This window comes from Agrobacterium sp. DE0009, from assembly GCF_007680755.1.
In the GTDB taxonomy this organism is placed as follows: domain Bacteria; phylum Pseudomonadota; class Alphaproteobacteria; order Rhizobiales; family Rhizobiaceae; genus Agrobacterium; species Agrobacterium tumefaciens_B.
The window spans coordinates 488,840-507,243 of record NZ_VEIU01000001.1 but is presented as its reverse complement, the minus strand read 5'-3'; the positions used below and the strand labels follow the sequence as shown (position 1 = coordinate 507,243).

Below are 18,404 nucleotides of genomic sequence, written 5' to 3'. Positions count from 1 at the left end.
TCGCTTTAGATTGACCCGAAGCGGGAACATTTCCCGTTTCGCGAGGTTCTTTCCAATGGCCGTTCCCGCGGATGCGGTCGGCCATGAACCCATTAAATAAGGCCGAGCCCATTTCCACACGCGACACCTCGAACGAATCGATCATCCCGGAGCAGGAAAAACGCCGCGACGACATGCGCGCCGTCGTTCTCGTTCCGGTCCTCAAACAGCAGCGTGACAATCGCGATCCGGCCGCACCTGTGGCACCCGGTCGCTCGGTTGAAGCCAAGCTTGAGGAAGCGAAGGGGCTTGCGCTTGCCATCGATCTCGACGTGACACAAGGCCTTATCGTTCCGGTCAACCAGCCACGCCCGGCGACATTGTTCGGAACCGGCAAAATCGAGGAAATCGGTCATCTGCTTGATGAAACCGATTCCGGCCTCGTCATCGTCGATCATCCGCTGACGCCGGTCCAGCAGCGCAACCTCGAAAAACAGTGGAACGCCAAGGTCATCGACCGCACGGGTCTTATCCTTGAAATCTTCGGCCGCCGCGCCTCCACCAAGGAAGGCACGCTGCAGGTCGATCTCGCGCATCTGAACTACCAGAAGGGTCGCCTTGTCAGAAGCTGGACCCACCTTGAGCGCCAGCGCGGCGGCGCAGGCTTCATGGGTGGTCCGGGTGAAACGCAGATCGAAGCCGACCGCCGGCTGCTGCAGGATCGTATCGTCAAGCTCGAAAAAGAGCTCGAGCAGGTGGTTCGCACGCGCCAGCTGCACCGCGCCAAGCGCCGCAAGGTGCCGCATCCGATCGTGGCTCTTGTTGGTTACACCAATGCTGGCAAGTCGACGCTTTTCAATCGCATCACCGGTGCTGGCGTTCTGGCCGAAGACATGCTGTTCGCGACGCTCGACCCGACTCTGCGACGCATGAAGCTGCCGCACGGCCGCACAGTTATCCTGTCGGACACGGTCGGCTTTATCTCTGATCTGCCGACCCACCTCGTTGCGGCCTTCCGTGCCACGCTGGAAGAGGTACTCGAAGCCGATCTGATCCTGCATGTCCGCGACATGTCCGACCCTGACAATGCGGCGCAATCGGCAGACGTGCTGCGTATCCTCAGCGATCTCGGCATCGATGAGAAGGAAGCCGAGCAGCGCATCATCGAAGTCTGGAACAAGGTCGACCGTCTTGATCCGGAAGCGCATGACGCCATCATGCACCGTGCCGAGGGGCGATCGGATATCCGTGCGGTGTCGGCGATAACGGGCGAGGGCGTCGATGCCCTCATGGACGAGATTTCCAAGCGCCTGTCCGGTGTGCTGACGGAGACGACCGTCCTGCTTTCGGTGGAGCAGCTGCCGCTTATTTCCTGGGTCTACAGCAATTCCATCGTCGATAGCCGTGAAGACCATGAGGACGGATCGGTTTCTCTCGATGTGCGCCTATCGGAAGCGCAGGCTGCGGAGCTGGAGCGCAAGCTCGGCAAGACGACCATCAGCGAGCGGGAAGACTGGGAGCGCTGAGCGCTTCGAAAAGGATGCAAGGATGACGTCGGTGCGATTGGCGGGACGCACAGTTCCTCTGGCGGCGCCAGCCGGCGCAGCCGCCGCACCTGCACGATCAGAGTGAAACCGAATCAAGCGAACGCTCGATCCGTTTCGCTGCCTGCCACAGCTCTTCCATTCTATCGAGGCTCGCGTCTTGCAGCGTCTCCCCATTGTCGCTGAGCGATGTCTCGATGTGATTGAAACGTCTGCGGAATTTTGTATTCGTGCCGCGCAGCGCATCTTCCGGATCGGCTTTGACATGCCGGCCGATATTGACGAGGGCAAAGATCAGGTCGCCCAATTCGTCGGAGACCTGTTCCGGCCGTCCCTGCGCCAGCGCCTCGCGCAACTCGGCGATTTCTTCCTCGATCTTGTCGAGGATGGGAGCAGGGTCGGACCAGTCAAAGCCGACACGCGCGGCCTGCTCCTGTAACTTCAAGGCTTCCGTCAGCGCCGGCTGGCTGCGCTGTACGCCGCCAAGAAATCCGGCCTTGAAATCTTCGGTGATGCCACGGCGCACGCGTCGCTCCGCCCGTTCGCGCTTTTCTTCGGCTTTTATCACATCCCATTGCAGCTTCACGCGGTCGGCGGTGTCCGCATCGGAAACAGCAAAAACATGCGGGTGGCGGCGGATCATCTTTGAGGTCACCGCATGCACCACGTCCCCGAAAGCAAACTCGCCCCGTTCCTCGGCGATGCGCGCATGGAACACCACCTGAAGCAGAAGGTCGCCCAGCTCTTCGCAGAGGTCGTCCATATCATTGCGCTCGATTGCGTCGGCCACCTCATAGGCCTCCTCAATCGTATAGGGCTTGATCGTCTCGAAGGTCTGGACGATGTCCCAGGGGCAACCGGTTTCCGGCTGGCGAAGCGCCTCCATGATCTCGATCAGGCGGGAAATATCCTTCGAGGCTTCCATGTGTCTCACACCTTCATGCTTATCAGTTCAGCGGAATATCATTGCCGCTTTTTGAGGACTGGTAGCTGTTCGACAGGTCGTCGTAAGCAGCCTTGATGCGGGCAGTCTGCGCCTTCAGCGTCGTGCGCAGCGGGTCTTCCTCACCCTCCACCAGATCGGCGATGAAAAACGAATTCCAGAAAGCATTGTTTCGGCGATATCCACCCGGCTCCAGCCCGAAGACCTCCTTCAGGATTTTAAGATCATGCGGAATCGCGAAGGCGTCGCGGGAATCCTCATGGCTGAAGAAAGAATAAAAGTTGTCGAATCCGGCCCAGGTGATGGCGGACATGCACATGGTGCAGGGTTCATGCGTCGACAGAAAGATCAGGTCCCTGGTGTTGAGCTTTTCGCCCAACTCGTAGAACCGTTTCAGCGTGTGGACCTCGCCGTGCCAAAGCGGGTTTTCAAGCTCGTTATTGGTCTCGGCGACCACCAGTGAAAGGTCCGATTTGCGCAGGATCGCCGCACCGAAGACCTTGTTTCCAAGGCTGACGCCGCGTGCCGTCAAGGGCAGAATATCGTGTTCGATGACATCGAGAAGGCGGGCGGCGAGTGGCTGGTTGGTCAAGGGTCTGATCCTTCGTTCCGCCTTCATGAAAAGGCGGTGTCTGCTTGGGAGACGTCTGCTGCTTGCTGCTGCTCCTTGTTCGGCGCATCCGCGTTTTTGTCAAGGGATTCCGACTTCCGTGGCACGAGCCAATAGGGCGAAAACGCAACGCCGGTTGGTTTTCCTCCAAAACTGGGGTGTTCGAGAAATAAAAATCCAGCCACCGGAAGGGCTTGAATTTCTGTTTCTTCACCAATGCGCGCCGATGCGGGATATATGTCCAATGCATACAGAACATGATTTCTCCGCTGCTGGCGACCGCCTTTCGACCTTCCCCGCATTTTTCCGGGTTGAGGGACGGCAGGTCGCCGTTTTCGGCAATGGTGACGAGGCTTTCGCAAAGGTCAGACTTCTTTCGAACACCAATGCGCATATCATTGCCTACGCCGACGAACCGGATGACAATTTCGCCCGATATCTCGCTGACAACAGTATCGACCATCGGGCCCTCGCATTTGCCGAAAAGCTGCTCGACGGCGCAACGCTGGTTTTTGCTGCAACCGGTGACGAGCGCCTGGATCGCGACATCGTTGTGGCGGCGCGCGCGCGCAAAATACCCGCCAATGCCGTGGACCAGCCTGAGTTTTGCGATTTCTTCACGCCAGCCCTCGTGACGCGCGCGCCGGTCGCTGTCGCTATCGGGACGGAAGGCGCCGGACCTGTTCTCGCTCAGATGATCCGCGCCCGTGTCGACCAGATGTTGTCTCCGTCGCTCGGCAAACTCGCGCGACTTGCGGTGCACTACCGTGATGCCGCGGAAAACAATGTGCCGAAGGGCGCGTTGCGCCGTAATTTCTGGCGGCGGTTTTTCTCGGGCGCTGTCGCAGATGCGGTGGCGAATGGCGACACGCTTACCGCGCATCAAGCGGTCGAGCAGCTTCTCGATGCGCCGGAAAAGGCGGAGGGACGTGTCTGGCTTGTCGGTGCTGGACCGGGCGCGGAAGATTTGGTGACATTGCGCGCGCAGCGCGTTCTGATGGAAGCCGATGTGATCGTTTATGATGCCCTGGTCCCGCAGGCGATTGTCGATATGGGCCGCCGCGATGCCGAGCGGCTTTCCGTCGGCAAGCGAAAAGGCTGTCACAGCAAGTCGCAGGACGACATCAACCGCCTGCTGGTCCGTCTCGGCAGGCAAGGCATGCGCGTCGTGCGTCTGAAATCCGGCGATCCGCTGGTCTATGGCAGGGCGGGTGAGGAAATGGCGGCGCTTCGCGACGCGGGCATCGCTTATGAGATCGTCCCCGGCATCACATCGGCATTTGCCGCGGCTGCGGACTTTGAGTTGCCTCTGACCTTGCGCGGCGTTGCATCGTCACTCATCTTTACCACAGGCCATGATCTGGCGGGCGACGTTCTGCCGGATTGGGCGCGTCTTGCAGTCTCCGGCGCGACGATCGCCGTCTACATGGGCCGCAGCGTCGCTGCCTCGGTGGCCAAGCGGTTGATGGACGCAGGTCTCGCCGTTGAAACGACTGTTGCCGTCATCGAAAATGCCAGCCGCGCGGACCGCCGCCTGCTGCACGGCACGTTGAACGATCTGCCCGACCTTGAACATCGCGATGAAATGACCGGCCCTGTCATGGTCATTATTGGTGATGCGGTTGCTGGCGCAAATTTTGAGAAGTCCGAATCGCTTGCTCTTTCAGGAGCGCCGGGGGACTTGAAACGGGAGTATGTGAATGGCTGACAAGGTTTTGACCGCCAACCGCCTGAGCGATGGCATCGCTGTCTGGCTGGATGCCAATGGCGAATGGACCGAGAAGCTGCAGGACGCGCTGGTTGCGCGCCATGCCGAAGCCGTTGCTTCGCTCGAGGAGATCGGCAAACGCGACTTTTCTGCCAACAAGGTCGTTGACGTGAACATCATCGATGTTGTCGAGGAGAAGGGACAGCTGTGGCCGACGCGTCTTCGTGAGCGTATTCGCGCCGCTGGCCCGACCATGCACTATGCTGCCGGTTACAAGCCGGCCGATGCAGCCTTTATCGCAGTCTGAGGAAGAATATGTACCGTTACGACGAGTTCGATCACGCATTTGTTGAAGGCCGCGTGGCACAGTTTCGCGATCAGGTCGAGCGCCGCCTTTCCGGCGAGCTGGCCGAGGACGCATTCAAGCCGCTGCGCCTGATGAACGGTGTTTATCTTCAGTTGCATGCTTATATGCTGCGCGTCGCCATCCCATACGGGACGCTGAATTCGAAGCAGATGCGGATGCTGGCCCATATCGCCCGCAAATACGACCGGGGATACGGCCATTTCACCACGCGTCAGAACATCCAGTATAACTGGCCTCGCCTTTCGGACACGCCCGACATTCTGTCCGAGCTCGCAAGCGTCGAAATGCACGCGCTCCAGACATCAGGCAACTGCATTCGCAACGTGACTGCCGATCATTTCGCCGGTGCTGCGGCAGATGAGGTGGCTGACCCGCGGCCCTATGCCGAAATTCTCAGGCAATGGTCCTCCGTACACCCGGAGTTCTCATTCCTGCCGCGCAAGTTCAAGATCGCTGTCACGGGCGCCGAACGCGACCGTGCCGCCATTCAGGTTCACGATATCGGCCTTCACCTGAAAAAGAACGACAAGGGCGAGATCGGTTTTGCCGTTTATGTCGGTGGCGGGCAGGGCCGCACTCCGATGATCGCCAAGAAAATCCGTGATTTCCTGCCGGAAGAGGACCTCCTGTCCTACACCACGGCGATCATGCGCGTTTACAACCTCCACGGCCGCCGCGACAATAAGTATAAGGCGCGCATCAAGATTCTCGTGCATGAGACAGGCGTGGAGGAGCTTTCGCGGCAGGTCGAAGTCGAATTTGCTGAGCTGAAAAACACGGAACTGAAGCTGCCTGATGCCGATATCGCGGCGATCACCGCCTATTTTGCGCCGCCGGCGCTCAAGGACCGGCCCGAGGGCTGGGAAAGCCTGGCGCGCTGGAAGCGTGCTGATGAGGGGTTCGCCCGGTTCGTCGAGCAGAACGTCGCGCCGCACAAGCATCCCGACTACGGCATGGTGACGATTTCGCTGAAGCCGATCGGCGGCATTCCGGGCGATGCAACGGACGAGCAGATGGAATTGGTCGCCGATATTGCCGCCGAATATGCCTTTGATGAAATCCGCATCAGCCATGAGCAGAATATCATCCTGCCGCATGTTGCGCTGGCCGACCTTGAGCCGGTCTATCGCGCGCTTGTGGGTGCAGGGCTCGCAACAGCCAATGCCGGACTCATCACCGATATCATTGCCTGTCCCGGGCTGGACTATTGCGCGCTTGCCAACGCGCGCTCCATTCCGGTGGCGCAGGAAATTTCCACCCGCTTCGGTGCGCCCGAGCGTCAGGCGGAAATCGGCGAGCTGAAGATCAAGATTTCCGGCTGCATCAATGCCTGTGGCCACCACCATGTCGGTCATATCGGCCTCCTGGGTGTGGAGAAAAAGGGTGCGGAGCTCTACCAGATCACGCTTGGCGGATCGGGCGACGAAAACACCTCGATCGGTGAGATCATCGGCCGTGGTTTCGAACCGGAAAAGGTGACAGACGCGGTGGAAACCATCGTCGATACCTATCTGGGCCTGCGCCTTTCGAGGGAAGAGAGCTTCCTCGAAGCCTATCGCCGTGTCGGACCCCAGCCGTTCAAGGACGCGCTCTACGGTTCCGCTGCCGAAGCCGCCTGAGGAGAACTTTATGACGAAAATCTGGAACCGCGACGGCTTCGTGGAAAATGATCCGTGGGTAATCGAAACTGAAGAAGTGAAAGCGACGGCGGACCAGAAGCCGGTGCTGCCGCTTGCCGATTTTCTGGTTCGGGCGGCTGAAAGCAATGACATTGGCCTCGGCGTGCTCATCACGCCTGCCGACGATGTTCTCAAGCTAGCGCCCTATCTCGACCGTCTCGACCTGGTTGCCATCAGCTTTCCCGCCTTCAATGACGGCCGTGGTTTCAGCCACGCTTCGTTGCTGCGCAGTCGCCTCGGTTTTGCAGGCGAGGTGAGGGCGGTTGGCGACGTGCTGATCGATCAGGTGCCGTTGATGCTGCGCACAGGCTTTACCAGCTTTGCAGTCACGAACGGCACGGCGCTTCGCCGTCTGTCCGAAAACCGCCTGCCGGAAATACCGGTCTATTACCAGCCGACGGCCAAGCCTGCTGCGGGTGGTGAGACCTATAGCTGGAGACGCCGTGCGTCTTCATGACACGGCGCCTGGAAATATGAGTATGTGATACATATTTCCTACGGACATGGCAGTATTGATATTCTCATACCTTCAAACCGAGGCGAAAATGGTATAATTGCCCGGTCGGAGAATGTCGCATCGAATAGGAACGGACGGAACCTGAAATGAACGCGCCAGCCAAGACGGAAGATTTCGCGATCAAGATACCTGACGGTGTTTACGCCGAGACGGTTTTGTCGGTTGAGCACTATACCGACCACCTGTTCCGCTTCCGCATGACGCGCCCTGCCGGTTTTCGTTTCCGATCCGGTGAATTTGCCATGATCGGCCTGATGGTTGGCGACAAGCCGATTTATCGCGCCTATTCGATTGCAAGCCCGGCCTGGGATGAGGAACTCGAGTTTTTCTCGATCAAGGTTCCCGATGGTCCGCTGACGTCGCATCTGCAGGCGATCAAGCCGGGTGACACGGTCTTGATGCGCAAGAAGCCCACAGGCACGCTGGTTCTGGATGCGCTGACTCCAGGCAGACGGCTTTACATGTTCTCGACCGGTACGGGCATCGCGCCTTTTGCGAGCCTTATCCGTGATCCGGATACCTACGAGAAGTTCGAAGAAGTCATTCTCACACACACCTGCCGCGATGTTGCTGAACTTAAATACGGCTTCGATCTCGTTGAGGAAATCCGCAACCACGAATTCCTGAACGACATCGTTGGCGACAAGTTGAAGCACTATGCGACCGTTACCCGCGAAGAATACCCGTTCAAGGGCCGCATCACGACGCTGATCGAGAATGGCAAGCTGTTTGCCGATCTCGGCGTACCCGCCCTCGACCCCGCGATTGACCGTGGCATGATCTGCGGGTCGTCCGCCATGCTGAAGGACACCAAGGAACTGCTTGAAAAAGCCGGTCTGACCGAAGGCGCCAATAACAAGCCTGCCGAATTCGTCATCGAACGTGCGTTTGTCGGCTGATCGCAGGCACATCGAAAATTTCAGGAGGCCGTCAGGCCTCTTTTTTGTTTCTTAAGCCTTGTCCGGCTCATGGGACGGGGTATCGTCATTTTGTTTCGGCGCGATGTCGTGGCGATAGACCAGGAAGAGACCAATGGCGATCGCGGCAATGCCGCCACCGACCAAGTGAGACAACGAATAGCCGCCCTTCGTGACCAACCATCCCGCAACGACATTGCTGAATGATGCGCCGACGCCCTGAACCATCATGACGCTGGCGAGACCAACGTTGAAGCGGCCGGTCCCCTTAAGGATCCTTTCCACCGCAACGGGCGTGACGATACCGAGAAGCCCGGCGCCCACACCATCAAGAAACTGCACCGGAAAGATGACCCAGAAATCCGTAAAGGCAGCGGCAAGGACGCCGCGCACGGGCAGGGCGGCAAGCGCAATGAGGAAGACGGTCGAAAGGCCGAAGCGCCGGATCAGCCATGGCGCCATGGCGGCGACGAAGATCATCGCGAACTGCGCGACACCGGTAATGATGGCGGTGGTGCGGAAGGGCGTCTGCAGCTCGATGGCGAAATCCTGCGCAATCAAACGGCCCATCGGTGCGTTGCCGAAGTGGAAGACGAGGAGGATGATGGCAAGGAAGATCAGCCCGCGTTCGTGCAACAACACGTTGATACCGGAAGGGCCGGGTTCGCCCTTGTCCTCGCCAAGGCCGCGCGCCACCTTGTGGTCTATCCGGGCGGGGTCGATCGCGGCCGTTGCGACCAGCGCACCGGCTGCGGTCAACAGCATCAGGCCGATGATGCCGTTCAAACCGAAAAAGGTGACGACGACATAGGTCGCGAAAAGCGAAGCGAAATTGCCGCCATGGTTCCAGAACTCATTTCTTGAAATCTGGTGAGAGAAAAGCCGTTCGCCGACGAGCCCCAGGGTGAGGCCGGCGAGCGCCGGACCGACAACCGCTCCGACGACGGCAGTCATGATTTGCCCCGTCCAGACAATCCACACATCCGGAAAGATCAGCGTAATCAGGGCGCCGATGGTCACCAGAACGACAGGGATTGCGATCAGCGTGCGCTTCCATGTCGTGCCGTCCACCAATGCGCCGCAGAGTGGCGTGGCGAGCAGGCCAACGAGGCCGCCCACGGTAGCGATCAATCCGAGCGACAGGGAAGACCAGCCTTTGGTTGCCAGGAACGCGTCCAGAAACGGTCCAAGACCATCCCGGGCGTCGGCAAGAAAGAAATTGAGCGCGGCGAGCGCAAACAGCGTCTTGTCCGATATTCCGCCGCTCCTTGGCCTATCACCCGAAGGCAGGCCCGACGAAGTCTGCGGAGCGGTAACACCGATGGCCGTCATGATAATCGCTCCGAAGGTATGATGTGTTGAAAGCGTGTTTGGTAAGGTTCGCGTGAAACATCTCTCTTCGGAAATAGTTGCACTTGCAAACAAAAAAATGTCCGTCCACTTCTTTTTTAAAACAAGCATATCCTCAGGAACATTTCCGTTGCTCTGCGAGTTGGCATTCGTCAACAATATGGATGGTTGCCATGAAAGCTTCGCTTGCATTTCTATTGTCGCTGACCGGCATGCTTGCAGTACAACCGGCTTACGCTGACGAAAGCGCATTCCTTTCCTCGCTCAAAGGCACCTGGAAGGGGAAAGGGACGGTTATTACTCGGATCGGTGCGCCCGCCATTAACGTCGACTGCACATTGAACTCCAACGCCCAACGCTCTGCGTTGCAGATGGCCGGAACGTGTCGCGGTCTTCTGGTTGTGAAACGTGCAATCGCCGCCAACCTCACCGCCAGTGGCGCGAGCTATAGCGGAAGCTACACGGGGCCCTCCGGTCGTCCCTCCGCCCTCTCTGGAAACCGGCGTGGCAATGCCATCAATCTCACCGTACGCTGGAACCGCGACATCAACGGCGACCGCGTTGCCGCCATGACAATAGAAAAGGTCGGCGCGAACGGGTTGAGGCTGCGCACGACCGACAAGGACGGCAAGACCGGGAAGACCGTGGTGACGAGTGACATCAGACTGGTTCGGTGATTGGATCTACCCCAGCAACCGCGCTTAGCTGAACTCGAGCAGTAAGGGGCAGTGGTCGGAGACCTCCGGCTCTCTCACCACGTCGAAACGATCGACCGTCACAGCTGGATTGACCAGAAGATAGTCCGCATATCTGTTCGGCTTGGGATACAGCGACGTTCTCGTATCGGTGAACCCTCTACCGGTCACGAGCTCGACCAGATCAAGGTCGCTTAGCACTTCGAACGTCTCGCTGTCAGGAAGCACATTGAAGTCGCCGCAAACGATTATCCGATCGCCTTCTTCCGCAACATTCCTGACGAGCTTAACGAGATTTTTAGCCTGCTCCAGCCGAGCGGGAGTGTCATGTTTTCCGGCGAGATCACGCAGCCCATGCATGTGGGCGATGACGGCAGGCTGACCCGTTGCAAAATCGAAAATCCTGACGGCGTGGCCTGTTCGCGAGCGTGGGTGCTCACCATATCCGTTCGCCGAAAAGGCTCCGTGAACGAAACCCTGCGACTGTGCGACGACCGCGAAGGATCTGCGCACAAAAGTCGCCAGCCCCCATTGGGAATCATACCGCGTATCGCCATCCCAGAGGTCCCCCCGCGCGGCCGGGCAGAATATCGCGACATGGTCGGGCAGGGCGTCCATGACGTCCCGGAAGAAATTTGCCCTTTGCGGCAGCTCGGTGCCATGGTCGCGGTAATTCAACCATTCGCGCTTGGCTTCCGGCGTGTGCACAACCTCTTGCAGGCAAAGAATATCAGGGTCGGATGACGTGATGTAGGGAATGAGCTCATCGTGAAGCTTGCCGCCCCAACCATTCAGGCAAATCAGACGCATTCCCCCTCCGTCCCGGCTCGAATACCCATTCTGTTTAACACGGGCCGAGCCATGATCAACCGCGAGAAAGCTGGAACACCCATGCGAATCCTGAGCGCAAAAAAAGAGGCCCGGATCGCTCCGGGCCTTCGCATGTTGTTTGCACCTATCTCCTATTCGGCCGCTTCAGCATATGCCTCCATCGGCGGGCAGGTGCAGATGAGGTTTCGGTCACCATAGACATTGTCGATGCGGTTGACCGGTGACCAGTATTTGTCGATGCGGAATGCGCCGGGCGGGAAGCAGCCTTTCTCACGGCTGTAGGGACGATCCCACTCGCCAACGAGGTCTTCCACCGTGTGCGGTGCATTCTTCAGCGGATTGTTGGTCTTGTCCGCGCGACCTTCCTCGATGTCGCGGGCTTCCTCACGGATCGCCAGCATCGCATCGCAGAAACGGTCGATTTCCGCCTTGGTTTCAGATTCCGTCGGCTCGATCATCAGCGTGCCGGCAACCGGCCAGCTCATAGTCGGTGCATGGAAACCGCAGTCGATCAGGCGTTTGGCAACATCATCGACGGTCACGCCGCAGCTGTCTGCGAGCGGTCGGGTGTCGATGATGCACTCATGCGCCACACGTCCCGTTTCGGACTTGTAGAGTACGTCGTAAGCGCCCTTCAGCCTCTCGGCGATGTAATTGGCGTTGAGGATCGCGACTTTGGTTGCCTGCGTCAGCCCTTCGCCGCCCATCATCAGGCAGTAGCTCCATGAGATCGGCAGAATGGAGGGCGAACCGAACGGGGCGGCAGACACCGCACCCTCGCGACCATCCGTCGCTGGATGGCCGGGCAGGTAAGGAGCAAGATGAGCCTTGACGCCGATCGGCCCCATGCCAGGACCACCGCCGCCATGCGGAATGCAGAAGGTCTTGTGCAGGTTAAGGTGGGAAACGTCGGAGCCGATATCGCCGGGGCGGGCGAGGCCGACCATGGCGTTCATGTTGGCGCCATCGAGATAGACCTGACCGCCGTGCTCATGGGTGATCTCGCAGATCTCGCGAACCGTTTCCTCGAACACGCCGTGGGTAGACGGATAGGTAATCATGCAGCACGCGAGGTTTTCGGTGTACTGCTTTGCTTTCGCGCGGAAATCATCGATGTCGATGTCACCGTTGTCTCGCACCTTCACTGGCACCACTTTCATGCCGACCATCTGCGCCGAGGCAGGGTTGGTGCCATGCGCGGACGTCGGGATGAGGCAGACATCACGATGAGTATCGCCGTTGGCGAGGTGATAGTTCCGGATCGTCAGAAGACCCGCATATTCGCCCTGCGCGCCGGAATTCGGCTGCATGTTGAAGGCGTCGTAGCCGGTGACCGAGCACAGTTTTTCCGAGAGATCATCGATCATCTCCTTGTAACCGAGCGCCTGATTGGCGGGCGCGAAGGGATGGATGTCGGAAAATTCCGGCCAGGTGATCGGCAGCATTTCAGCCGTGGCGTTCAGTTTCATGGTGCAGGAACCGAGCGGGATCATCGAGCGGTCGAGCGCCAGATCACGGTCCGAAAGACGGCGGATGTAACGGGTCATCTCGCTTTCGGCACGGTTCATATGGAAGATCGGATGCGTCATGTACTCGCTGGTGCGCAGCAGTTCCTTCGGCAACCGATAGTCCGGCGTGAAGTCCGAGATCGAGAAATTACCGCCGAAAGCGCGCCACACGGCTTCCAGCGTCGCCGGGCGCGTGCGCTCGTCAAGGCTCATGCCGATCTTGGTCGCGCCGACCTTGCGCAGGTTCACGCCTTCCGCAACGGCAGAGCGCAGGATGACGCCCTGCATATGGCCGACTTCGACGGTGATCGTGTCGAAGAAAGTCTCCGGCTCAATGGTATAGCCGAGCTTTTCCAAGCCCTTGGCCATCAGAACGGCCTTCTGGTGGGTCTGCTGGGCAATCGCCTTGATGCCCTGCGGACCGTGGAAGACGCCATACATCGAGGCCATGACGGCGAGCAGGACCTGCGCCGTGCAGATGTTCGACGTCGCCTTTTCGCGGCGGATATGCTGCTCGCGGGTCTGTAGCGACAGGCGATAGGCGCGGTTGCCGCGCGCATCGACGGACACGCCGACCAGGCGGCCGGGCATGGAGCGCTTATGCGCATCGTTGACGGCCATGTAAGCCGCGTGCGGTCCACCGTAGCCGACCGGAACGCCAAAACGTTGCGAGGTGCCGATGGCGATGTCAGCGCCCATTTCGCCAGGAGATTTCAGCAGCGTCAGCGCAAGCAGATCGGCGGCGACGGCCGCAATCGCGCCCGTCTGGTGCAGGCGGGAAATCAGGCCGGAGAAATCGCTGACATGGCCGTGGGTGCCCGGGTACTGGAAGATCGCGCCAAAGACGTCGACCGGATCGAGATCGGTGAAGGGGTTGCCGACGATCACCTTCCATCCGAGCGGAGCCGCACGGGTCTCGATAAGCGCAACGGTCTGCGGGTGGCAATTGGCATCAACGAAAAAGGCGTTCGCCTTCGATTTCGCGACGCGCTGGCACATGGCCATGGCTTCGGCGGCAGCAGTGGCTTCATCCAGAAGCGATGCGTTGGCGACGTCGAGGCCGGTCAGATCGCAGACCATGGTCTGGTAGTTCAGCAGCGCCTCAAGCCGGCCCTGGCTGATTTCCGGCTGGTAGGGCGTATAAGCCGTGTACCAAGCCGGGTTTTCCAAAATGTTGCGCTGGATGACCGGCGGCGTGATGGTGCCATAATAGCCCTGGCCGATCAGCGAGGTCAGGACCTGGTTCTTGTTGGCCGTTTCGCGAAGACGGTCCAGCGCCTCGCGTTCGGTCAGCGCAGCACCCCAGGTGAGCGGCACCTTCTGGCGGATGGAGGAGGGAACGGTGGCGTCGATAAGGTCATCAAGGCTCTTATAGCCAACGACCTTCAGCATCTCGGCCATTTCCGAGGGCGACGGCCCGATGTGCCGCCGGTTGGCGAAGTCATAGGGCTGATAATCGGTAAAATGAAACTCGGTGGGCGTCGTCATTACGCGATCAGCTCCTTGTAGGCTGCTTCATCGAGCAGCGTCTCGGCGTCGGCCGGATTGGAGAGCTTCAGCTTGAAGAACCAGCCAGCGCCCTGCGGGTCGGAATTGACCAATGACGGATCATCAACGATCGCCTGGTTGATTTCGACCACTTCTCCATCCAGCGGACAATAAACGTCCGACGCTGCCTTGACGGATTCGACGGTCGCGGCGTCGCCATCCTTGGCAAAGGTTGCGCCCACTTCCGGCAATTCGACAAAAACGAGATCGCCGAGCTGTTCAGCGGCGTGGCTGGTAATGCCAACGGTGGCGACATCGCCTTCAAACTTCAGCCATTCGTGTTCTGCGGTAAATTTCAGCATCGTGTTCTCTCCGGAAATGGGATGAAATTAGCGTTTATAGGTGGGCGTGATGAAGGGCAGGGCAGCGACGGTGACGGGCAGATACTTGCCGCGCACTTCCGCGAAGATCACCGTTCCGGCAGCAGCGTGGGAAACGGGCACATAGCCCTGGGCCACGGGACCTTCGACCGAAGGACCGAAGCCGCCCGACGTTACTTCACCGATTTCAGTCTTGCCGTCTGCATCCGCAAAAAGCTTCGAATGGCCGCGAACCGGCGCCTTGCCTTCGGGCTTCAGACCGACGCGGCGCCGGGATGTGCCGTCTTTGAGCTCGCCGAGAATGCGTTCCGCGCCCGGGAAACCGCCTTCACGCTCGCCGCCGGTGCGGCGCGCCTTCTGGATCGCCCACTCCAGCGAAGCCTCGATGGGCGAGGTGGTCGTGTCGATATCGTTGCCGTAGAGACAAAGACCGGCCTCCAGCCGCAGGCTGTCGCGCGCGCCAAGACCGATAGGTTCGCAATCGGGGTGTTCAAGCAAGGCCTTGGCGATCTCTTCGGCCTTATCTGATGGTACGGAGATTTCAAAGCCATCCTCACCGGAATAACCGGAACGCGAGACGATGCAGGGAACATCGTGCAGCGGCACTTCCTGCACATCCATGAACTTCATGGCGGAAACGCCAGCCCACAATTCGGCCAGCACGGCCTCGGATCGCGGGCCTTGCAGCGCGATCAGGGCGCGGTCTTCCAGCAGCGTGATCTCGCACACCTCGGAAAGATGCGCCTTCATATGGGCGAGATCGGCATCCTTGCAGGCGGCGTTGACGACGACGAAAAGATGATCGCCGCGATTGGTGATCATCAGATCGTCCAGAATGCAGCCGTTTTCGTCTGTGAAGAAGCCATAGCGCTGGCGCCCTTCCTTGAGGCCGAGGATATCGACCGGCACCAGCTTTTCCAGCGCGAGGGCAGCATCCGAATTGTTGCCGGACTTCGCCTTAACGATGACCTGTCCCATGTGAGACACATCGAAGAGACCGGCCGAAGTGCGTGTCTGAAGATGCTCCTTCATCACGCCTGCAGGATATTGGACGGGCATGTCGTAACCGGCGAACGGCACCATGCGGGCGCCCAGCGAAATGTGAAGCGAGTGGAGCGGCGTGGTTTTCAGCGCGGCGGTATCGTCCAAGGACGCCTCCAGGGGTAGCGCGGCTTAACGCGCGGGCTCAGGTCATGGCGCGATGCGCCGGTTCAAGAGCCCCCTCTGTCCTTGTCGCCTGAGATTGTTATCCCTTCGGCGAGCCGTCCTTAGATCAAGGTGGCTTCTCTCCAGAGTTCCGTCGTCAACGTTGGTCCTTTTGCCTGAGAGTTTCCGGGGCGGTTGCTCCTTCGGCACCGCATTAAAGCGGTTTCTCCCAACGGTGATGCGACGCTCATTATCTTCGAAGCCCGCCTATTGGCAAGGACCAAATGACGCATCTGAACAGATTTTTGCTCCATCTGCGCCATCACCATCGGCCGCGCTGCGACTGGCTCTGCTTATGGCGTTCTTTGAGCTCACCTTACAAGCCCGATGTGGAGATGGCTCGCTAGTCGGATTTCTTCGACGGCAACCCCTTGCGTTTCGTCGAAGCGAAATCCTCAAGTTCCTTTTCCGTCATAGACTTCTCCATGCTTTTTGAAGCACCTTTTAAACTGGATTTCTTTGTTTCACCCCGCTTGGCAGAAAGAGCCGCACCGGCGGCTTTCTGCTGGGCTTTCGATTTAGCTGGCATGGCGGATCTCCCTTGAGCACTGGTTAAGCAAAGAAAATGTCGCCTCGAGTTGATTGTTCCCAATCTGCTTCTGTCCCTGCGTCAAAATTCCCCTTTGATATCGTCGGCAAAGCGAGCTATCGCATTGAGCATGGGTGCAGATCGAACAGGACAGCTGAGGGGACAGGGGAAGATGCTTCGCATTTTCTGCGCGATGCTGATGCTGTCGCTCGGTTTTGCCCATAAACCGGCGCTCGCCGTGACGCCCGCGGTCGTTCTCGATGAGAGCTACAGACTGCCGGATGGTACGTTCGCGGAAATTTGCCTCGGCCACGCCGATGGTTTGAACAGTTCCCACAAGAATGATGGCCCACATTCAGGTGATGCCATCCTCTTCTGCGAAGCCTGCCTGCTTGCATCATCAATTCTTCTGCCTGTGCCGCAAACGGATGGCTGGCTGAAGACCGAATTCGCCTGGCTCGACAATCGCCTGTCGGCGGAGTGGCATTTCCATCCTGTCCTGACGGTCCAGAGACAGTCTGCGCGCGGCCCACCAGCGCTGTCCGCCTGATTTTCGTTTTCGGATCATCGCCGCTTCTGCGGCAAGCACGCGGCTGCGTGGACCCGGAGGGGTCGCAGTCGCAGGGACAAGCAAATGAACAACACCAAAATTATCGCCTGCGGCGTCGTCGTCGCATCAATTTCGGCGTCGCAGGCTTTTGCGCACGCCACCTTCGTCGACGGCTCGGCTGAGCAGGATAGCACCGTCGTAGCCGCCCTTCAGGTGCCGCATGGATGCGATGGCGGCCTCGCCACCACCGAGGTTCAGATCAAACTGCCTGAGGGCTTTATTTCCGCCAAGCCGCAGCCCAAGGCAGGCTGGCAGCTGGAGGTCATCAAGGGCGACTATCAGAAGACCTATGCGAACCACGGCAAGGAGATCAAAAGCGGCCCCATTGAAATCCGCTGGAAGGGTGGCGATCTGCCGGATGAGTTCTACGACACCTTCGCCGTGCAGGGTAAGATTTCCGGCATCGAAGCAGGGCAGGACCTGGCGTTCAAAGTGACCCAGCTTTGCGGCGACAAGGGCAAGGTCTCGTGGGATGAGGTCGCAGCCGCTCGTGTTGATCCGCATTCCCTGAAAAGCCCGGCGCCGACCATCAAGGTCACCGCAAAGTCCGATCATGCAGGCGGCCACGACCACGCCGCCATGGCGATGGACACGGATGTCGTGAAGGCGGGTGGCCTCGAAGTGTCTGGGGGCGCGACCAAAGCCATGCTGCCGGGACAGCCGGTGGGTGGCGGTTACGTGACGATCAAGAACACCGGCGATGCCGACGACAGGCTGATCGGCATCGAATCGTCTGCGGCCGGCCGCGCGGAAATCCATGAGATGGCCATGGTCAACGACGTCATGAAAATGCGCAAGCTGGAAGAGGGTATCGTCATTCCCGCAGGAAAAACCGTCGAGCTGACGCCCGGCGGCCTGCATATGATGTTCTTCAACGTCAAAAAACCGTTCGCGGAAGGTGACAAGGTGCCTGTGACCCTTGTCTTTGAAAAGGCCGGAAAGGTTGACGTGGTGTTGGCGACCGGCTCCGCAAAGGGGGGTGACGACAAGGGCGGGCACCAGCACAACTGACAATAAAAAGGGCTGCCGGAACGCTGTAACCATCCGGCAGCCCAAATTTGTTTGGCCATTCTTATTTTGTAACGGTCAGCCTGGCCTGCATGCCTGCTTCGTAGTGACCCTTGATATTGCAGAAGAGAAGGTAACTGCCAGGCGTCAGCTTTGCTTTCAGCTGCCCATCACCACCCGGCTTGAGGTCGGCAACCTCTCCGAGGCTCTTCAACTGTTTTTCATCAACGCGATGTTTGGCGGTGTTGAGCGGAATTTTCTGGTCGGCCGACTTGAGCTTCACGAGGATCATTTCGTGCTCTTCGCTCATCGCATCGTTGTGCACATGGAAAACCGCATCGCCGGCCTTGACGGTGGTCTGGTCAAGCACGAGCGTCATCGGCCCGCCGCCTTCACCACCCTCTGTCACCTTGATTGTCGTGGCTGCGAAAGCGGGTACTGACATTGTCAGAACTGCTGCGAGGGCAGTTGCATAGCGGATCATTGATGTCATGACGGTCCTCCAATTGACGCTGGAGAACTAGGATTTCCAACT

Annotated in this window: 19 protein-coding genes and 1 riboswitch; of the genes, 9 read left to right on the top strand and 10 right to left on the bottom strand. The window is 59.1% G+C overall.

The genetic code is table 11. From position 1 onward, the window contains the following. Positions 1-83 precede the first annotated feature (83 nt). Positions 84-1,505: a GTPase HflX gene (gene hflX, locus FS804_RS02620; protein ID WP_233282472.1), complete on the top strand. Its 1,422-nt coding sequence runs from the start codon at positions 84-86 to the stop codon at positions 1,503-1,505. Positions 1,506-1,602: 97 nt separating this feature from the next. On the opposite strand, the gene mazG is transcribed toward hflX, so the two are convergent. Genes mazG through FS804_RS24870 form a run of 3 tightly spaced genes read right to left on the bottom strand, consistent with a single transcriptional unit; the run spans position 1,603 to position 3,321 of the window. Continuing rightward, the gene (gene mazG, locus FS804_RS02615) at positions 1,603-2,448 is read right to left on the bottom strand and encodes a nucleoside triphosphate pyrophosphohydrolase (RefSeq protein ID WP_144574447.1); all 846 of its coding nucleotides are present in this window, start codon (positions 2,446-2,448) and stop codon (positions 1,603-1,605) included. A gap of 22 nt (positions 2,449-2,470) precedes the next feature. Further along, positions 2,471-3,085, bottom strand: coding sequence for a deaminase (locus FS804_RS02610; RefSeq protein WP_371417804.1), 615 nt, complete (start codon positions 3,083-3,085; stop codon positions 2,471-2,473). Beyond that, on the bottom strand, positions 3,082-3,321 hold the full coding sequence (locus FS804_RS24870) for a hypothetical protein (protein ID WP_186376637.1): 240 nt from the start codon (positions 3,319-3,321) through the stop codon (positions 3,082-3,084). Before FS804_RS24870 ends, FS804_RS02610 begins: the two co-directional genes overlap by 4 nt. Between FS804_RS24870 and cysG the strand changes: the two genes are divergently transcribed. From cysG to FS804_RS02585, 5 genes are all read left to right on the top strand, one after another. Beyond that, entirely contained in the window at positions 3,321-4,784 is a 1,464-nt protein-coding gene (gene cysG, locus FS804_RS02605; protein WP_144574442.1) for a siroheme synthase CysG, read from the top strand. The genes FS804_RS24870 and cysG overlap by 1 nt on opposite strands. After that, positions 4,777-5,091: a DUF2849 domain-containing protein gene (locus FS804_RS02600; RefSeq protein ID WP_063949014.1), complete on the top strand. Its 315-nt coding sequence runs from the start codon at positions 4,777-4,779 to the stop codon at positions 5,089-5,091. Before cysG ends, FS804_RS02600 begins: the two co-directional genes overlap by 8 nt. Before the next feature lie 8 nt (positions 5,092-5,099). Next, positions 5,100-6,770: a nitrite/sulfite reductase gene (locus FS804_RS02595; protein ID WP_144574439.1), complete on the top strand. Its 1,671-nt coding sequence runs from the start codon at positions 5,100-5,102 to the stop codon at positions 6,768-6,770. 10 nt (positions 6,771-6,780) lie between these two features. Beyond that, positions 6,781-7,287: a DUF934 domain-containing protein gene (locus FS804_RS02590; RefSeq protein WP_144574437.1), complete on the top strand. Its 507-nt coding sequence runs from the start codon at positions 6,781-6,783 to the stop codon at positions 7,285-7,287. 146 nt (positions 7,288-7,433) lie between these two features. After that, positions 7,434-8,246 carry a ferredoxin--NADP reductase gene (locus FS804_RS02585; protein ID WP_144574433.1) on the top strand — a complete coding sequence of 271 codons (813 nt, stop codon included), beginning with the start codon at positions 7,434-7,436 and terminating at the stop codon, positions 8,244-8,246. A gap of 51 nt (positions 8,247-8,297) precedes the next feature. Here FS804_RS02585 and FS804_RS02580 read toward each other — a convergent pair whose 3' ends face one another. Next, entirely contained in the window at positions 8,298-9,596 is a 1,299-nt protein-coding gene (locus tag FS804_RS02580) for an MFS transporter (RefSeq protein ID WP_144574431.1), read from the bottom strand. A 191-nt stretch (positions 9,597-9,787) separates the two neighbouring features. On the opposite strand from FS804_RS02580, the gene FS804_RS02575 reads away from it, so the two are divergent. After that, positions 9,788-10,291, top strand: coding sequence for a hypothetical protein (locus tag FS804_RS02575; RefSeq protein WP_063949135.1), 504 nt, complete (start codon positions 9,788-9,790; stop codon positions 10,289-10,291). A gap of 24 nt (positions 10,292-10,315) precedes the next feature. Here FS804_RS02575 and FS804_RS02570 read toward each other — a convergent pair whose 3' ends face one another. The 5 genes from FS804_RS02570 to FS804_RS02550 form a co-directional block, all read right to left on the bottom strand. Beyond that, positions 10,316-11,119 carry an endonuclease/exonuclease/phosphatase family protein gene (locus FS804_RS02570; RefSeq protein ID WP_144574428.1) on the bottom strand — a complete coding sequence of 268 codons (804 nt, stop codon included), beginning with the start codon at positions 11,117-11,119 and terminating at the stop codon, positions 10,316-10,318. Between the two features lie 152 nt (positions 11,120-11,271). Further along, positions 11,272-14,136, bottom strand: a complete 2,865-nt coding sequence (gcvP, locus tag FS804_RS02565; protein WP_144574426.1) for an aminomethyl-transferring glycine dehydrogenase — start codon at positions 14,134-14,136, stop codon at positions 11,272-11,274. Next, positions 14,136-14,498: a glycine cleavage system protein GcvH gene (gene gcvH, locus FS804_RS02560; protein WP_144574422.1), complete on the bottom strand. Its 363-nt coding sequence runs from the start codon at positions 14,496-14,498 to the stop codon at positions 14,136-14,138. The genes gcvP and gcvH overlap by 1 nt, the downstream gene beginning before the upstream one ends. Before the next feature lie 27 nt (positions 14,499-14,525). Continuing rightward, entirely contained in the window at positions 14,526-15,665 is a 1,140-nt protein-coding gene (gene gcvT, locus FS804_RS02555; protein ID WP_144574419.1) for a glycine cleavage system aminomethyltransferase GcvT, read from the bottom strand. Positions 15,666-15,816: 151 nt separating this feature from the next. Beyond that, a riboswitch (glycine riboswitch) is annotated at positions 15,817-15,904 on the bottom strand. Positions 15,905-16,065: 161 nt separating this feature from the next. Continuing rightward, positions 16,066-16,251, bottom strand: a complete 186-nt coding sequence (locus tag FS804_RS02550; protein ID WP_063949006.1) for a DUF3008 family protein — start codon at positions 16,249-16,251, stop codon at positions 16,066-16,068. A gap of 172 nt (positions 16,252-16,423) precedes the next feature. Between FS804_RS02550 and FS804_RS02545 the strand changes: the two genes are divergently transcribed. After that, complete coding sequence (locus tag FS804_RS02545) at positions 16,424-16,801, top strand: hypothetical protein (protein ID WP_077224756.1); 378 nt, start codon at positions 16,424-16,426, stop codon at positions 16,799-16,801. A gap of 84 nt (positions 16,802-16,885) precedes the next feature. Next, complete coding sequence (locus tag FS804_RS02540; protein WP_144574416.1) at positions 16,886-17,872, top strand: copper chaperone PCu(A)C; 987 nt, start codon at positions 16,886-16,888, stop codon at positions 17,870-17,872. A gap of 61 nt (positions 17,873-17,933) precedes the next feature. On the opposite strand, the gene FS804_RS02535 is transcribed toward FS804_RS02540, so the two are convergent. Next, positions 17,934-18,362: a plastocyanin/azurin family copper-binding protein gene (locus tag FS804_RS02535; protein WP_144574412.1), complete on the bottom strand. Its 429-nt coding sequence runs from the start codon at positions 18,360-18,362 to the stop codon at positions 17,934-17,936. Between the last annotated feature and the right edge of the window lie 42 nt (positions 18,363-18,404).

Bases quoted from the DNA above. Each gene is read 5' to 3' on its own strand.
- FS804_RS02585 (WP_144574433.1), top strand. From the start codon at position 7,434: ATGAACGCGCCAGCCAAGACGGAAGATTTCGCGATCAAGATACCTGAC.
- FS804_RS02540 (WP_144574416.1), top strand. From the start codon at position 16,886: ATGAACAACACCAAAATTATCGCCTGCGGCGTCGTCGTCGCATCAATT.
- FS804_RS02570 (WP_144574428.1), bottom strand. From the start codon at position 11,119: ATGCGTCTGATTTGCCTGAATGGTTGGGGCGGCAAGCTTCACGATGAG.
- gcvH (WP_144574422.1), bottom strand. From the start codon at position 14,498: ATGCTGAAATTTACCGCAGAACACGAATGGCTGAAGTTTGAAGGCGAT.
- FS804_RS02590 (WP_144574437.1), top strand. From the start codon at position 6,781: ATGACGAAAATCTGGAACCGCGACGGCTTCGTGGAAAATGATCCGTGG.
- FS804_RS02580 (WP_144574431.1), bottom strand. From the start codon at position 9,596: ATGACGGCCATCGGTGTTACCGCTCCGCAGACTTCGTCGGGCCTGCCT.
- FS804_RS02610 (WP_371417804.1), bottom strand. From the start codon at position 3,085: ATGAAGGCGGAACGAAGGATCAGACCCTTGACCAACCAGCCACTCGCC.
- mazG (WP_144574447.1), bottom strand. From the start codon at position 2,448: ATGGAAGCCTCGAAGGATATTTCCCGCCTGATCGAGATCATGGAGGCG.
- gcvP (WP_144574426.1), bottom strand. From the start codon at position 14,136: ATGACGACGCCCACCGAGTTTCATTTTACCGATTATCAGCCCTATGAC.
- FS804_RS02575 (WP_063949135.1), top strand. From the start codon at position 9,788: ATGAAAGCTTCGCTTGCATTTCTATTGTCGCTGACCGGCATGCTTGCA.
- cysG (WP_144574442.1), top strand. From the start codon at position 3,321: ATGCATACAGAACATGATTTCTCCGCTGCTGGCGACCGCCTTTCGACC.
- hflX (WP_233282472.1), top strand. From the start codon at position 84: ATGAACCCATTAAATAAGGCCGAGCCCATTTCCACACGCGACACCTCG.
- FS804_RS02535 (WP_144574412.1), bottom strand. From the start codon at position 18,362: ATGACATCAATGATCCGCTATGCAACTGCCCTCGCAGCAGTTCTGACA.
- FS804_RS02550 (WP_063949006.1), bottom strand. From the start codon at position 16,251: ATGCCAGCTAAATCGAAAGCCCAGCAGAAAGCCGCCGGTGCGGCTCTT.
- FS804_RS02600 (WP_063949014.1), top strand. From the start codon at position 4,777: ATGGCTGACAAGGTTTTGACCGCCAACCGCCTGAGCGATGGCATCGCT.
- FS804_RS02595 (WP_144574439.1), top strand. From the start codon at position 5,100: ATGTACCGTTACGACGAGTTCGATCACGCATTTGTTGAAGGCCGCGTG.
- FS804_RS02545 (WP_077224756.1), top strand. From the start codon at position 16,424: ATGCTTCGCATTTTCTGCGCGATGCTGATGCTGTCGCTCGGTTTTGCC.